14 protein-coding genes are annotated in these 15,446 nt (G+C 39.1%); 4 read left to right on the top strand and 10 right to left on the bottom strand.

Annotation, left to right across the window (positions count from 1 at the left end):
* Positions 1 to 175: 175 nt before the first annotated feature.
* Entirely contained in the window at positions 176 to 3,262 is a 3,087-nt protein-coding gene (dnaE, locus tag BI350_RS06530) for a DNA polymerase III subunit alpha (protein WP_075527359.1), read from the bottom strand.
* Between the two features lie 21 nt (positions 3,263 to 3,283).
* A complete protein-coding gene (locus tag BI350_RS06525) occupies positions 3,284 to 4,219 on the bottom strand; it encodes a DHH family phosphoesterase (protein WP_075527358.1) in 936 nt (311 codons plus the stop codon).
* Between the two features lie 90 nt (positions 4,220 to 4,309).
* Between BI350_RS06525 and BI350_RS06520 the strand changes: the two genes are divergently transcribed.
* Positions 4,310 to 4,618, top strand: a complete 309-nt coding sequence (locus BI350_RS06520) for a YtpI family protein (protein WP_075527357.1) — start codon at positions 4,310 to 4,312, stop codon at positions 4,616 to 4,618.
* 87 nt (positions 4,619 to 4,705) lie between these two features.
* Here BI350_RS06520 and BI350_RS06515 read toward each other — a convergent pair whose 3' ends face one another.
* Positions 4,706 to 6,013, bottom strand: coding sequence for a DRTGG domain-containing protein (locus BI350_RS06515; RefSeq protein WP_075527356.1), 1,308 nt, complete (start codon positions 6,011 to 6,013; stop codon positions 4,706 to 4,708).
* A 216-nt stretch (positions 6,014 to 6,229) separates the two neighbouring features.
* A complete protein-coding gene (locus BI350_RS06510) occupies positions 6,230 to 6,910 on the bottom strand; it encodes a metal-dependent hydrolase (RefSeq protein ID WP_075527355.1) in 681 nt (226 codons plus the stop codon).
* Between the two features lie 99 nt (positions 6,911 to 7,009).
* Here BI350_RS06510 and BI350_RS06505 point away from each other — a divergent pair, with 99 nt between their 5' ends.
* The gene (locus BI350_RS06505) at positions 7,010 to 8,107 is read left to right on the top strand and encodes a M24 family metallopeptidase (protein WP_075529272.1); all 1,098 of its coding nucleotides are present in this window, start codon (positions 7,010 to 7,012) and stop codon (positions 8,105 to 8,107) included.
* Positions 8,108 to 8,181: 74 nt separating this feature from the next.
* On the opposite strand, the gene ald is transcribed toward BI350_RS06505, so the two are convergent.
* Positions 8,182 to 9,300, bottom strand: coding sequence for an alanine dehydrogenase (gene ald / locus BI350_RS06500; protein ID WP_075527354.1), 1,119 nt, complete (start codon positions 9,298 to 9,300; stop codon positions 8,182 to 8,184).
* A 221-nt stretch (positions 9,301 to 9,521) separates the two neighbouring features.
* Between ald and BI350_RS06495 the strand changes: the two genes are divergently transcribed.
* Positions 9,522 to 9,974, top strand: a complete 453-nt coding sequence (locus BI350_RS06495; RefSeq protein WP_075527353.1) for a universal stress protein — start codon at positions 9,522 to 9,524, stop codon at positions 9,972 to 9,974.
* Positions 9,975 to 10,153: 179 nt separating this feature from the next.
* Here the strand turns inward: BI350_RS06495 and BI350_RS06490 are convergent, their stop codons facing one another.
* The 5 genes from BI350_RS06490 to sppA are packed head-to-tail and all read right to left on the bottom strand — an operon-like array spanning position 10,154 to position 14,521.
* Complete coding sequence (locus BI350_RS06490) at positions 10,154 to 11,344, bottom strand: acetate kinase (protein WP_075527352.1); 1,191 nt, start codon at positions 11,342 to 11,344, stop codon at positions 10,154 to 10,156.
* Positions 11,345 to 11,390: 46 nt separating this feature from the next.
* A complete protein-coding gene (locus BI350_RS06485; RefSeq protein ID WP_075527351.1) occupies positions 11,391 to 12,305 on the bottom strand; it encodes a class I SAM-dependent methyltransferase in 915 nt (304 codons plus the stop codon).
* Between the two features lie 57 nt (positions 12,306 to 12,362).
* Positions 12,363 to 12,869, bottom strand: coding sequence for a thiol peroxidase (gene tpx / locus BI350_RS06480; protein ID WP_075527350.1), 507 nt, complete (start codon positions 12,867 to 12,869; stop codon positions 12,363 to 12,365).
* 32 nt (positions 12,870 to 12,901) lie between these two features.
* The gene (locus BI350_RS06475) at positions 12,902 to 13,498 is read right to left on the bottom strand and encodes an RDD family protein (protein ID WP_082294979.1); all 597 of its coding nucleotides are present in this window, start codon (positions 13,496 to 13,498) and stop codon (positions 12,902 to 12,904) included.
* 12 nt (positions 13,499 to 13,510) lie between these two features.
* Positions 13,511 to 14,521, bottom strand: coding sequence for a signal peptide peptidase SppA (sppA, locus tag BI350_RS06470; protein ID WP_075527349.1), 1,011 nt, complete (start codon positions 14,519 to 14,521; stop codon positions 13,511 to 13,513).
* 106 nt (positions 14,522 to 14,627) lie between these two features.
* Between sppA and BI350_RS06465 the strand changes: the two genes are divergently transcribed.
* Positions 14,628 to 15,428: an NAD kinase gene (locus tag BI350_RS06465; protein ID WP_075527348.1), complete on the top strand. Its 801-nt coding sequence runs from the start codon at positions 14,628 to 14,630 to the stop codon at positions 15,426 to 15,428.
* Positions 15,429 to 15,446: the final 18 nt, after the last annotated feature.

The raw sequence follows: 15,446 nt of genomic DNA, 5'->3' as shown, positions 1-15,446 counted from the left end.
TGGTCAGACCACTCTGTACCCAATCATACAGAAGCGATTGCGTTACGTAAAGCAAAAATTAAAAACGCTTAGATACATGGATAAAAATTTTAATTTTAAGCTCGTTCATTTTGCATACATGAATTGAAAATGAAAAAACAAATGAGATGACTCTGAGCATCGTGATTGCCATTCATTATACTGCTTCTACTGCAACTTTCATATTCTGGACAATCACTTGAGGTGTGCCTCTTCGTCTTTCGACGGTTCCGTCTACATACAAAATATTCATCTCTTTTAAATGCACACTGAATGATGCATATTGTCTCGGAAAGAATGTACAGGAAATTACCCCTGTCTCATCTTGTAATTTGACAAATGCCATCGATTCTCCTTTTTTTGTCCGAATTCTTTTGATTTCAGTAACTAACCCAATCATGGTTACATCGGAACGCTCACGCTTTTCATCAATGGCGATTACATCCGTAAACGATTCATTCAACATTTTTTTCACTTCAACGGCAGGGTGTTCCGATAAATAAAAACCCAATACCTCTCGTTCATATTCCAACATTTTCATCCGTGGCATTTCACTACTTGGCGTATATTTAGGATTGGCAATCGATTGCATCACAGAGGATAGTAAATCATCTTCATTTGGACCGATAAACAAAGCATGTGAGATCGCGGCATCGACAGAGGCTAACAGAACCCCCCTCGACTGACCAAACTCATCAAAAGCTCCTGCTTTGATTAGTTGCGTTGCCGTTTTTTCGGTGAAGTTTTCACCGCCAAGTGCTGCCGCACAATCAAACATCGTCTTCCATTTCGGTGATGTTTCTCTTGCTTTTTTCACTTGCTCATAAAAATTTGCCGTAATCCCCTGAATTGTTCTTAGCCCAATTCGAACGGCTCCTTTTTCAACTGTGAAATTAAATTTACTCTCGTTAATCGATGGTGCTAAAAATTCTATCCCACGTGCAGTAGCCTCTCTCATCACTTCAATGATTTTCTCGTGATTTCCAGCTAACGACGTGAGGTATGCTGCATAAAAATAAGCAGGCTCGTTCGCCTTTAAATAGGCAAGGCGGTAAGAGATTAATGAATAAGCAACGGCATGGCTTTTTGGAAATCCATAATCGGCAAACTTTACGATTAATTCATAAATGTCAATGGCACTTTGTTTTGGGATACCATTCGCTATCGCACGTTCCGTAAACTTTAATCGTTCATCATTTAACACGTCTCGATTCTTTTTACTAATCGCTCTACGTAGTAAATCCGCCTCTCCCATTGTATAACCAGCAACTTGCACCACAATTTGCATAATTTGCTCCTGGTAAACGATAATTCCGTATGTTTCACTTAATATCGGTTCCAGGGAAGGATGCATATATCTGATTGGTTCTTGACCATTCTTTCGTCTTTGATAACTTGGGATATTTTCCATCGGGCCAGGCCGGTATAAGGCATTTATCGCGAATATGTCTTCAAAGCGGCTTGGCTGAATTAACCTCAACGTGTCTCTCATTCCTGGTGACTCAAATTGAAAAACACCTGTTGTATCCCCATTTCGAAAAATTGAATAGGTCAACTCATCGTCTAAAGGGATTTGTTCAAAATTCAAATAGATGCCTTTTTCGTATCGAATCATTGCACGAATCCGATTGAGCAACGTTAAGTTTCGGAGTCCAAGAAAGTCCATTTTTAGTAGCCCACTTTCTTCTACATCTCCCATTGGCCATTGCGTTAAATACAACCCGTCCTCGCCGTCTTGTAAAGGCACAGTATTCACGAGGGGATGAGGTGCTAATACAACCCCTGCAGCATGTGTAGATGCGTTTCGCGGGAGACCTTCCAACGTCAAAGCTGTTTCAAACCATTTTCTACGAATTGGCTCCATTTGAATCCATTCACGTAATTCCTTGGATTCGTCATACGCTTTATGTAACGTCATTCGAGAGCGACTCGAAATTAAACCGGCTACATAATTCATTTCTTCTGTTGTAAATCCGAATACTCTCCCCACATTCCTAGCAACCGCCCGAGTAGAAAGTGTACCGAATGTAATAATTTGTGCAACATGAGCTTTCCCGTATTTTTCGGCCACATACTCAATCACTTCAAAACGCCGATTATCAGCGAAATCAATATCGATATCTGGCATGGTCACACGCTCTGGATTTAGAAAGCGTTCAAATATTAGGCCGTATTTTATAGGATCTACATCTGTAATTCCTAACGCATAAGCGACAAGCGATCCCGCTGAAGAACCTCGACCTGGTCCTGTTAAGATGCCTGCGTTCGTAGCAAAGCGTATAAAATCCTCAACAATTAGGAAATAGTCTGTGAATTCCATCTGTTGAATCATCGTTAACTCGTAATCAAGTCTTTCTTTGTATATAGGATTGATTGTTTCTATACGCTCTAATAATCCTTCCGTACACTTTTTCATCAAATAAGAAGCGGCGTCCTCACCTTCCGGCAAAGGATACTTGGGCATGAGAAACCCATTTTTCTTCAATTCAACATGGCAAGATAAGAGAAGCGATTGCATTGTTTCAAGCCATTGCGGACGATCTTTAAACCATTCTTGTATTTCATGTTGTTCAGGAAGATAAGCAAATTGGTGAGCGTCCAATCGGTCGTCCACTTCATTTATCTTTTCTCCAGAACGAATCGCTTGAGCCGCTTTAAATGCAAAAAAATCCTCCTTAAACACATAACGTGATTCATAAACAGCAGCAACTTGTAGGGAAGTTGCTTCTGCTAGTGTTTCAATATGAGACTCTTCCGCATGACTTTCGCCGCCCGATCGGGATATACCCACATACGTTTCTTGTCCGCGATTATGTTGGATAATTAAGTTAAGCGTAGTATCATCTCTTCTTTCATCCCACGACGCATCTGTCATTGGGCATAGTACAATACAACCTACACTGTATGCTTGCAACCAGTGTAACGGCAACGTTTCTTCAGCTGTAATTGAAATCGCACTGCTCATTTTCAATAAATTGTGATATCCATCGTTTGTTTTTGCATAGACGTAAACTAACACAGCTTGTCCTTCTCCTACATCGACCATGACAGAAAGACCTATAATTGGTTTAATTCCGTATTTATTCATCGTTTTGTAAAAAGAAGGGACACCATACATTTTTTTATTCATAATCGCGGCGGCAGTAGCCCCTCTCCTAGATAGAAGTGGGGCTACATAGTTGAGTTTATTAATTCCGCGCAAAAGATCTGCGCCTGTTACAAGTTGCGGATAGACAAGTTCCATTAATCTCCCTCCGCTCTCAATTTATCGACATAATTGTTGTAGTTTCGAAATTAGTTCATCAGCTTCTTCCCATGAATAAACGGATGCACCCGCCGCAAGCGGATGACCCCCGCCTCCATATTCAGCAGCCAGTTCATTAATAACCGTTTCTTTTGAACGCAGTCGAACCCGAATCAGGTCCTCTTCTTCAATCAGAATTACCCAAGCACAGATTCCTTTTACTTCACCTAATGAACTAACGAGTTGAGATGCCTCTGACGGACTTACGTCAAATTGTTTTAATATTTCTCGGTCAATCTTTATATAAGCCGCTCCGTATTCATCCATATTGAAATTTTGATATAAATATCCTTGCAAGTTTAATACATTTCGGTTTACTTCATACATACTCGTAAAAAGTTTTGTGCGATCAAAGTTGTACTTTAGTAGTTCACTCGCACGTTGAAATGTTTTTACTGTCGTACTAGGATACATAAATCTCCCCGTATCGCCAACAATACCGGCAAATAGAAGACGCGCAGCAGCATCTGGCATATGCCAATCATAATGTGCTTTTCCATATTCAAACAGATCTATAATCATTTCTGATGTAGAACTGGCACTCGTATCGACCCATTTCACATCACCGTATGGATCCGCATCAGGATGGTGATCAATTTTCATAAGTAAAGCGCCTTCTGTATAATATTCTCCGTCTATTCTTTCGGTATTGCCAGTATCGGTTACGATAATAAGGGCGTCTTTATACATTTCAAGGCTGATATCTTCTGGAACTGCTAAATAAGTTAATGCGTCATCATGGTCACCAGCGGCATACACTTTTTTTTGCGGATAGTTCTTCAAAATAATTTCCTTCAAGCCCATTTGCGAACCGTAAGCATCTGGATCAGGTCTTACATGTCGAAGAATGATAATTTTATCGTATTTTTCAATTGTATCTATAATTTGTTTTTTCATCTGCAGCCCTCCAGCTTAGTATATTTCTTGTGCATTTTGGTGAAAGAACCGCTACAATAAAGGAAGTCTAGTAATTAATGGAGGGTTCTTATGCTATTTTTAGTTTTTCTCATTATCGCTAGTGTTGTGTTTTACCTTTATTTTAAAATGAGACAATTTAGAACGACATATATGCTGCCTATACGGAAAAAGTTGTTCGCAAGTATGGCCGGCGCAGCTTTAGGTCTTTTTCTCATTTCTTTTGGGTTGAATCAGATTTTATTATTCAATAAGCTTGTCATCTATATTGTTTCAGCTGTTTTCATTTTGCTCGGTTTATATGTACTCGTTTACAATTTCCGTGCCGCTAAACATTATCGACAATTTATTGAAGAAGAGGCAGTACTTAACGAACACTGATGCAAATGAATGCATCAGTTTTTCTTTTTCCATTTTTAAAATTAATCTAAAGTATACATTTATCTTCATAATCGTTTTTGCAATCAATCATTTTTCAAATAACTGGTACATCACCATTGCTTTTGCAACAAGTTCATTGCCCGCGTTTAAATCAAAATCCACTTTCACAAAACGTCTGCTCATTTGCAATATTCTTGGTTCTACTCGTACTACAGCACCAAGTTGGACGGGTTGTAACATATACATAGAAATGTTTTCGGCAACAGCCTCGCCACGTTTTCTCATTTTTATCGCTCTGTTCCCTGTTTCCGTTAATAACGTAGTCATCGCTCCATGCGATAAAGTTCCATATTGGTTCGTTAATTGAGGTGTTACTGTAAATTCAATCGCCTGGGAATCACTCGTAGCAACGTCCATTTGTTTTTTAATAATATCATCGATTGTTTCCCCTTGATGAGGCTGTCGTTGTGCAGTTTGAAAGGCTCTTAGCACATCTTCCCTACTGACAACTCCAGTAAACTTACTCGCATCAGTGACGACTGGCAAGAGATCAATCCCTTCCCAAATCATACTATGAGCTGCAGAGGCAACACTTGTATTTTCGGTTACCGTTATCGGATTGCGTGTCATCACTTTTTCAATTTTCTCATCACCCGATTTTCCTATGACGTCTCGTGATGTAACAATGCCAACTAACCTGCCCGAAAGGTCCGTAACTGGATAACCTAAATGCCCAGTTTCTTTATTATTCATATTAAAATCAGCAATTGTATCTTCTACTGTTAAGACAATTGTTTGATCCATCGGCGTCAAAATATCAGCCACTAATAAGATTTCTTTTTCAATCATTTGGTCATATATCGCCCGGTTTAACATCGTTGCTACTGTAAACGTATCATAACTCGTTGAAATAATCGGTAATTCCAATTCATCTGCTATTTTCTTCGCTTCGTCCGTTGCATCGAAACCTCCAGTAATTAATACAGCCGCATTTGCAAGTAACGCTGTTTCCTGCGCCTTCATCCGGTTTCCAACAATCAACAGACTGCCTGCGTCAACATAGCGCATCATATCTCCTAATTGCATCGCGCCAATAACGAATTTCGTTAATGTTTTATGCAAGCCCGAGCGGCCACCTAATACTTGACCGTCAACAATATTAAGTACTTCGGCAAACGTTAATCTTTCTATACTTTCTCTTTTTTTCTTTTCAATTCGAATGGTGCCAACACGTTCAATCGTATTGACTAACTTTCGATTTTCTGCTTCTTTAATTGCTCGATAAGCCGTACCATCACTTACCGAAAGCTCCTTAGCTACTTGTCGGACAGATATTTTCTCACCGACCTGCAACCCCTTTATATATCGAATAATTTGTTCATGTTTAGTCGCCATCTCTTCACCTTCTCTATACACTTCCCTACTGCTTATTCTACCACAGATAGTGAGGATTTACGCTTTTAGAACAACCCATGTCAGGATACGACAGTTAGACTCATAATGGTTAGCGTTTTTTATTGCTATTTTCTTACCAGACTCACTACCAAAGCTACTCGCTTTGAATTTTTATAAAAATATCCGGAATGGCATCACTGCCACTCCGGATATTCGTCAACATTCAAATACTTCTCCAGCTTCCATGATTTTCACTTCATGATTTTTCACAAGTTCTTTAAATTTTAACGGATCCTGTTCTATCGGTGGAAATGTATTGTAATGGACTGGAATCGTAAGTTTCGGATTCAATAGTTCCACTGCATAAGCTGCATCTTCAGGTCCCATTGTGAAGTTATCCCCAATTGGTAGGAAAGCTACGTCTAACGGATGTCTTTTCCCGATTAATTCCATATCCCCAAACAGGGATGTGTCCCCCGCATGATAAATTGTTTTCCCTTCTGCCGTAAATAAGATCCCTGACGGCATGCCCGTATAAATAAATTCATTCTCCTCTGTTTGATAAGAGGAACTATGAAACGCTTTCGTAAATTTAACTGTGCCAAAGTCAAATTCTTTAGCACCGCCAATATTCATGCCATGTGTATTTAATCCTTGTAAACCTAAATACACTGCAAGTTCATTTGGAGCTACGACAAGCGCATTACAAGACTTCGCTATTTCTACCGTATCGCCAACATGATCATTATGACCATGCGTCAATAAAATTACATCAGGCTTTTCATTCTCCACTACGAGATCCGTTAATGGATTCCCCGTAATAAAAGGGTCAATTAATATTGTATGATTATCCGTTTGAATTTTAACAACTGAATGACCATGATAAGAAATTTTCATCTATATCGCCTCCACATTATACTCTAATACACATTCGATAGATTGTCGAAAAACCCTCTTTTTGATATGATTAAACCATTCTTCGAGGAGGTTTTTATGTTGAAAAAAGTAAATGAAATCCAACGTTTTCTACAAGAACAGCAAGTAGATGCAGCATTTATTACAACGCCTGATAATGTATTTTACTTATCAGGTTTTGCAAGTGAACCACATGAACGCTTACTTGGTGTCATGGTATTTAAAGAAGCAGAACCATTTGTGATCTGTCCACTGATGGAAGTACCTGATGTGAAAGCGGCGGGCTGGCCATACGAAGCTGTTGGCCATGCGGATACAGAAGATGCTTGGGATATCGTTTTAAACGCGGTACAAAAGCGCGAGATATCCCTTAACTCGATTGCAATTGAAAAATCTCATTTAACAGTTGAACGTCTAGAACGTATGGAAGAAATTTTTGACAACGTTCAATTTACGAACTTGGATGACCAATTAAATCAGATGAGAGTTATTAAAGATGAAGATGAACTGAACAACTTACGTAAGGCAGCTGAATTGGCGGACTATGCTGTTGAAGTAGGGTGCAGAGAAATCGCGGAAGGTAAAACTGAGCTTGAAGTATTAATGGCGATTGAATTTGAAATGAAGAAAAAAGGCGTTCAAAAAATGGCGTTTGATACGATGGTTCTTTCAGGGCCTAAAACAGCATCCCCGCATGGTGTCCCTGGTGACCGTAAAATCCAAAAAGGCGATTTCATTTTATTTGACCTCGGGGTTGTCTACAATGGCTACTGCTCAGACATTACAAGAACGGTTGCCTTCGGAGAGCCTTCAGATGAACAGCGTAAAATTTACGAAACGGTGAAGCATGCCGAACAAACAGCGGTTGACAAAGTACGCCCAGGCGTTAAAGCTAAAGAGCTAGACAAAGCCGCGCGCGATGTCATTTCAGAAGCCGGCTACGGTGAGTATTTTACGCATCGTCTAGGTCACGGACTTGGAATTTCAGTGCATGAATATCCATCAGTCACAGGAACAAACGACCTTGTGATGGAAGAAGGCATGGTATTCACGATTGAACCAGGTATCTATCACCCAGACGTGACAGGTGTACGAATAGAAGACGATGTCGTTGTCACAGCAGATGGCGTTGAAGTTCTTACAAAGTTCCCAAAAGAATTACAAATCATCGAAGCGTAAATTCTCAAGTAGTTAGTCATTCGTTTTCAAAATACAAACCGGCTATTCCACTACAATAGTGAATAGCCGTTTTTTTATTGCTCTAAGGCGACTGGTGCGGCAAGATACTCTAGATTTTGCGCTTCCGCGACAGCTTCATAAGTTACATGCCCCCCAAAAGTATTCAGTCCCTTTTGTAAAGCTTCATTTTTCATCAATGCTTCCTTCACACCTAACTGGGCAATTTGCAATGCATAGGGCACAGTATTATTCGTTAAGCCTTCCGTCGCAACACGCGGCACTGCTCCCGGCATATTCGCAACTGCGTAATGAACCACGCCATGCTTCGTAAATATTGGATCGTCATGTGTTGTAATACGATTAGAAGTTTCGAATATGCCTCCTTGGTCAATTGCAATATCGACTAGGACAGAACCCGGATTCATCGATTTTACCATTTCTTCCGTTACTAGCTTAGGTGCTTTAGCGCCAGGAATAAGGACTGCTCCGACGACTAAATCAGCATCTTTTACAGCTTTTGAAATATTAAATGGATTAGACATAAGCGTTTGAACATCATTGCCAAATATCTCTTCCAATTGACGAAGGCGATCCGTTGATACGTCAATAATCGTCACTTTCGCACCTAAACCAACCGCAATGCGCGCTGCATTCGTACCAGCCATCCCTCCGCCGATAATCGTCACTTTCCCACGTGCTACACCAGGGATTCCTCCGAGTAAAATACCACGTCCGCCATTCGTTTTTTGCAAAAACTGAGCCCCGATTTGAATTGCCATTCGACCAGCGACTTCACTCATTGGTGCTAAAAGTGGTAACGAACCATTCGGTAATTGCACTGTTTCATAAGCAATCGCCGTCACTTTATTTTTCAATAAAGCTCGAGTTAAATTTGGTTCATGCGCAAGGTGGAAATAAGTGAATATAATTAAGCCTTCTCGAAAATAATCGTATTCTGTCGCTTGTGGTTCCTTCACTTTCATAACCATTTCAGCTTCCCATACTTCTTTGGCGGTTGGTACGATTTGTGCACCAGCTTCTTCATAAGCCTCATCCGTAAAGCTTGAACCCAATCCAGCTCCCGACTCAATGATGACTTGATGGCCAGCATCTACTAACGTATACACGCCTGCTGGTGTCATCGCAACGCGATTTTCATTATTTAAAATTTCTTTAGGCACACCAATTCGCATTTTCTTCCTCCTATGTAAAATAATTGCTGTTTCACCAAAACAAGATACCTCCGTTTATTTTAACAGATTACTTACACAATTACTCTTTTTTTCAAACCAATTGTAACACAAACGCCAAAGTTTCACGAAAAAATTAAAATTTTGTGATAAAAGGGTTTCTATTTTTCATATTAGAGGTATATTAAGAGTAAAGTAGATAGGAAGGGAATGGAGGAATTATGATGACATTACAATACAATCAAATTCTTGTTGCTGTGGATGGTTCGAAGGAATCAGAATGGGCTTTTAAAAAGGCAGCAGCCATTGCAGGTCGAAATGATGCAAATTTAACTTTAGTAAATATTATTGATACACGTTCTTATGCAGCGGTTGAAGCATATGATCGTTCAATTGCAGAACGTGCGCATAACTTTGCCACTGAGCTTCTTGAAGAGTATAAACAAAAAGCACTCGATAATGGTTTATCAAATGTAAACGTTCTTGTTGAGTATGGCTCGGCAAAAACAATGATTTCGAGAGACCTCGCACCTAAAATTGAGGCTGACTTAATTATTTGTGGTGCAACTGGTCTGAATGCTGTTGAACGCTTTTTAATCGGAAGCGTTTCAGAAAACATTGTTCGTTCGGCAAAATGTGACGTTCTTGTTGTTAGAACCCCTGAACTGGATAAATAACAAAGCTGAAGGCGTTGTAATGACGTAACAAGCATGACAAATTGCCACTATATCACTATAGAGGCAATTTTTTTCTTAACTGAAGAAGTTGACACTAATTTCAAATAAAAATAACCTTTCCAAGTGTAGTCTATCCTGGAAAGGTTATTTTCATCTAACGTATCTATTTCTTATCCGCTTTACAATCCCGCAACGCGCACAGTATCGCGGGCCAACATAACTTCCTCGTTCGTTGGGATCACTAACACTTTTACCGGTGAATAAGGGAAGCTAATATACACTTCTTCTCCCCGAACATGATTTAAATCCGGATCGAAATAAACCCCCATAAACTCTAGACCTTCTAATACTTTTTCACGAATCGTATCCGAATTTTCTCCGATACCTGCCGTGAAGATAATTGCATCTACCCCGCCCATTCTTGCAGCATAAGATCCGATGTATTTATGAATTCGATCTGCAAAAACATCAAGTGCTAATTGAGCACGTTTATTTCCTTCAGATGCTTGAATTTCAATATCCCGTAAATCACTTGAGAAGCCAGACATGGCAAGCATTCCTGATTGTTTATTTAATACGTTGAGCACTTCTTCTACGGACTTACCTGTTTGTTCCATAATATAAGGAATGAGTGCTGGGTCAATATTTCCTGAACGCGTCCCCATTGTGACCCCGGCTAGCGGCGTAAAGCCCATAGAAGTATCGATTGACTCTCCGCCTTGCACAGCAGCAATACTTGCACCGTTTCCTAGATGACATGAAATTAATTTTGTCGTTTCCAACGGTCGGTTTAATAATTCTGCAGCACGTTCAGTTACGTACTTATGACTCGTTCCGTGAAATCCATATTTACGAATTCCATATTTTTCATAGTACTCTATTGGCAATGGATAGAGGAATGAACTTTCAGGCATCGTCTGGTGAAATGCTGTGTCAAAAATCGCAACAGCCGGTACATTAGGCAAGGCTTTTTTAAATTCTTTAATGCCTATAATATTTGCTGGATTGTGAAGTGGCGCGAGACCTGATAACTTTTCTAATTGTTGAAGTATCTCATCTTCTATTAGGACAGAATCACTAAACACTTCTCCCCCGTGTACGACACGGTGCCCTACGCCGTCAATTTCGTCATATGAGCTTACGACACCTTCACGAATCAACATATCCAAAAGCAAAGTAGCCGCTTCCGCATGATCTTTTATATCTCGTTTTTTCTCAGTTTTTCCATCTTTTGATTTAATTGTAAAGATCGAGTCGGTCATACCAATTCGTTCGATCTGACCTTTTGCCGTTACTTGTTCACTTGGCATATCAAGAAGTTGAAATTTCAAAGATGAACTTCCCGCATTGATTGCTAGAATAATCGGCATATCAATCATTCCTTTCGCTAAACAGAATCTATATGTTTGCTTTAAATTAACTTTCTTTTTTTGCCCACTTATCAACGTCTTGTAAAAAACGCGCCATTGCATTTTTATTTTTCATATCCGGAACTTTCGCAAGTAAAACTTCCGGTTTTGCAACGATCTTTTCAGATGGCTTTTGTAAAATTAAAATACTCTTCTCATGTACTTCATTTTTAAAGAGCGCACTTGGCAATTGAATGACTGCGCGAACGATTGCTTTATTTTTTAAGAACGCATGTAATTGCGAAGCCTGTTCAGACTCAAATAAATTGGACGGAATAATGAACAATGCATAGCCGCCATCTTTTGTATGATTTAATGACTGTTCGATAAATAAATGATGGGCATACGCATGTCCTTCTGGAGGCATCAATTCATAGTTCAAACCATTTTCGTCGTCTGGATAATAGCCTACTGGTAAATCACTAATGACCATATCGACAGGATCGATAAACAGCGGTCGCAATGCATCCTGCACTAAAAAAGTAACACGTTGTTCAAGGATTTCTGCAACAACCGCGGATAATCTAACAAGAACTTCATCTATTTCAACTGCATAAGCAGATACGTTCACATTCATCATATTCATGACCGTGTAAAGCAAGTTCCCAGTTCCGACAGTTGGGTCTAGTAAGGTGGTCTCCTCATCATCCCTCACTAATTTACTTGCAATATGCCCAAGTAACATGCCGATTGAATCAGGTGTCATTTGATGATTCGGCTGGGCATTCTCTTTCATTCCTTTTAAAATGGCTAATTGAATCCCACGCCTCATCTCCTCTTGCGTGGCTGGGGTTGATAAATCAGGCGCACTACTACCAGTAAGCCACTCATTACATGCGTCAATGACCGCTTCTAAATAAAGCGCGTTAGAAGACTGTGCATATGTATCAATAAACGAAAAAATCTTTTCAGTGTTCGTCATATTTTCATTCCTTTACTCACAAAACCCACCCGTTTCCAGGTGGGTATTTCTAAATTATTATACAGTTAATTCTCTTACTGCCTCAATGGCTTTTTCATAATTTGGGTGATCCGTGACTTCTGATACATATTCGACATATGTAACTTTGTCATTTTTATCTACTACAAAAACGGAACGTGCTAGTAATCTTAGTTCTTCAATAACAACTCCATATGCTTTCCCAAAAGAAAGTTCCTTATGATCGGATAAAGTTTGAACCGCATCAATTCCCTCAGCACCACACCAACGAGCTTGTGCAAATGGCAGGTCGACCGAAATTGTCAGTACTTCTACATCATCACTTAAAGCCGTTGCTTCTTCATTAAATCTCCGCGTTTGTTTTGCACATACGCCCGTATCTAATGATGGAACAACACTGATAAGTCTAACTTTCCCTTTCGTATCTGCTAATGTAACCGGCGTTAAATCATTCGCAAGAACTGTAAAGTCTGGTGCAGCATTTCCTACTTTTACCTCTTCACCAAGTAATGTAACAGGATTGTTCTGAAATGTAACTTGTGACATAAAACACGCCTCCCTTTCTAACAACTATCTTACTAAACGTTCGGGCTTTCTTGCAACTTTTCACCCTTTTCGTTTTTCAAGTATTCGAAATAGCTTCTTTTCTCATAGACATCTTCATGGACGACATATGTGTCCGCGAATAAATCATGAAGCGCCTCTTTCTTAGGCATAAATGCAACAAGTAAATAAGGGAGCACTAACGTCTTTGAAATAAACCTTCCGATTACCTCACGAAAAACTAAAGTTCCCCATGTTAGTTTCTCTTCATTTTTCGCTGTTACTTTAATTCCTAGGACGATTTTCCCTACTGTCTGTTGTAAATACTTCGTCATTAAAAGAAAGTAAAGTAATGTCACAATTAATAGCGTGATTTTATAGGGTGTGAAAAATAAAAATGACGGATTGGTTACCGGAATATCCAGCACTCTAAATATCGGTTTAATGAATAATCCGCCGATAGAAGATAAGACTATCAAATCGATACAATACGCCCAAAACCGTGTCCAAAAGCCCGCCAATTTAGGTTTATAACAATCAATTTCACCATTTGCATGTGACTTATGCATAATCGCTTCGTTTTCGGAAGGGGCCGTTGGAACAACCATCTCATTATCATTTTGTTCTGTCATGATTTCCCCTCCTTAATGATTTCCGTATAAGTACATCATTCTAGGTGCACTATAATCCGATAATAACTTACCTAAAATTTCATTTTCAATTCTTTGGTTACCGAACATGGAAGTCGCCTTCATACCAAGGAGAGAACTCAAACTATCATTCATCGTATACTCAAATATCGTTGCATTTCGCAAGTCATAATCCTCTTGTAAAGCGCTGATGACATCGCCAACTTTTCCATAGTCATCCGCCAAGCCCGCTTCAATTGCCTGACGACCGTTCATAATTCGACCGTCCGCCACTTTTCTTACTTCGGCATCTGTCATTCCTCTACCATCGACAATAATATCGACAAATCGCTCGTATGAATCATTGATCATTTCTTGAAGCATCTCTCGCTCTTCCGCTGTCATTTCACGTGAGCTACTCATAATATCTTTATAAGGTCCTGTTTTAATCGTATTAAAGTCAATACCATATTTTTCCGCTAACTTTGCAAAGTTAATACTTTCCATAATGACACCAATTGAACCAGTAATTGTTTCGTGGTTAACAAATATTTTCTCTGCAGGTGCTGACACATAATAACCACCAGACGCGGCCATACCGCCCATTGAAACATATACAGGTATTTCCTTTTCTTCTTGAATCATTCGAATAGCGTCATATATGTCTGCTGATTCGACGACTCCACCACCTGGGGTATTAACGGATAATACTACCCCTTTAACATATGGATCTTCATAAATTTCATTTAATTGATTCATGAAAAATCTATGATTGTAGCCTACCGCAAAGAACGGTGAAACTTCGCCTAAATCTTGAATTACACCATCTAGTGTTAATACGGCAATTTTATCTTTTCCTTTTCCTACTTCAATAATATTTTCACTATACCCGTCTGCTGCATTTGCCATTTCTTCTAAAAATCCAGAAAAATCCCTAGTGAAAAAGTAAGATAATGTGTTAATCCCTATCGATACCAATAATAATACCGATGCGGCAATGATGGCAATCCATCGTTTTGCTGTCATTTTTAATTTCCTCCCTTTTGTTTTACAATCATGTATACGGTTATATACCCCAAAATGTTTCAGAACGTGCTAAAGTAATGTTAGTTAGTTTAAAGGAGTGCTATTTATGAAAAAAAGAATGAATGTATATATTTATAGCAAGCATGATGAAGAATCGCTGAGAAAAAAAGCAACTGTCGAAGAGGCTTTAACATCCAAAGGATTTACAACGTTAGAGAATCATGAAGATGCTAACATCATTATTAGCCTTGGAAGCGATGGTACATTTTTACAAGCAGTTCGCAAGACAGACTTTAGACAAGACTGTTTATATGCAGGGATTTCTGTCACAGATGATCATAGTTTATACTGCGATTTCCATTATAACAATCTTTCTGAAATGGTGCAGATAATTCAACACGCTGAACTCGAAGTCAGACGCTATCCACTGATTGAGGTTACCATTGACGAGCACAAACCATTTTATTGTTTAAACGAATTTAGTATTCGTTCTAATATTATTCGTACGTTTGTATTAGATGTTCTAATTAATGATAAACACTTTGAAACGTTCCTCGGAGATGGTCTCATCGCATCGACACCAACAGGAAGTACTGCTTATAATAAATCTATGAATGGCGCAGTTGTCGATCCTTTATTAAATTGCTTTCAAGTTACTGAGTTAGCTTCAGTAAACAATAATCAATATCGTACACTAGGTTCATCATTCATATTAAGTGGTGAACGGTCATTAAAATTAAGGGTTCATCAAGACGGAAACGACTTCCCAATTATGGCTGCCGATAATGAAGCATTACCTGTTAGGAAAGTAGAAAATATAGATATTGTACTTAGCGACAAACTGATTAAAACAGTAAAACTTAAAAATAATTCTTTTTGGGAAAAAGTTCAACGGATGTTTTTATGAAAACTTTAAAATGGTGAA

Origin of the sequence: Sporosarcina ureilytica (genome assembly GCF_001753205.1) — a bacterium.
GTDB lineage: Bacteria > Bacillota > Bacilli > Bacillales_A > Planococcaceae > Sporosarcina > Sporosarcina ureilytica.
Note: the sequence above shows the minus strand (reverse complement) of the source record. Positions and strands in the feature narration are given on the sequence as shown.

What these genes read in the sequence shown, in the direction of transcription:
- BI350_RS06485 (WP_075527351.1), bottom strand. Translation starts at nt 12,305, where the DNA reads ATGACGAACACTGAAAAGATTTTTTCGTTTATTGATACATATGCACAG.
- tpx (WP_075527350.1), bottom strand. Translation starts at nt 12,869, where the DNA reads ATGTCACAAGTTACATTTCAGAACAATCCTGTTACATTACTTGGTGAA.
- sppA (WP_075527349.1), bottom strand. Translation starts at nt 14,521, where the DNA reads ATGACAGCAAAACGATGGATTGCCATCATTGCCGCATCGGTATTATTA.
- BI350_RS06510 (WP_075527355.1), bottom strand. Translation starts at nt 6,910, where the DNA reads ATGAAAATTTCTTATCATGGTCATTCAGTTGTTAAAATTCAAACGGAT.
- BI350_RS06515 (WP_075527356.1), bottom strand. Translation starts at nt 6,013, where the DNA reads ATGGCGACTAAACATGAACAAATTATTCGATATATAAAGGGGTTGCAG.
- BI350_RS06475 (WP_082294979.1), bottom strand. Translation starts at nt 13,498, where the DNA reads ATGACAGAACAAAATGATAATGAGATGGTTGTTCCAACGGCCCCTTCC.
- ald (WP_075527354.1), bottom strand. Translation starts at nt 9,300, where the DNA reads ATGCGAATTGGTGTGCCTAAAGAAATTTTAAATAATGAAAATCGCGTT.
- BI350_RS06495 (WP_075527353.1), top strand. Translation starts at nt 9,522, where the DNA reads ATGACATTACAATACAATCAAATTCTTGTTGCTGTGGATGGTTCGAAG.
- BI350_RS06525 (WP_075527358.1), bottom strand. Translation starts at nt 4,219, where the DNA reads ATGAAAAAACAAATTATAGATACAATTGAAAAATACGATAAAATTATC.
- BI350_RS06490 (WP_075527352.1), bottom strand. Translation starts at nt 11,344, where the DNA reads ATGCCGATTATTCTAGCAATCAATGCGGGAAGTTCATCTTTGAAATTT.
- BI350_RS06465 (WP_075527348.1), top strand. Translation starts at nt 14,628, where the DNA reads ATGAAAAAAAGAATGAATGTATATATTTATAGCAAGCATGATGAAGAA.
- BI350_RS06520 (WP_075527357.1), top strand. Translation starts at nt 4,310, where the DNA reads ATGCTATTTTTAGTTTTTCTCATTATCGCTAGTGTTGTGTTTTACCTT.
- dnaE (WP_075527359.1), bottom strand. Translation starts at nt 3,262, where the DNA reads ATGGAACTTGTCTATCCGCAACTTGTAACAGGCGCAGATCTTTTGCGC.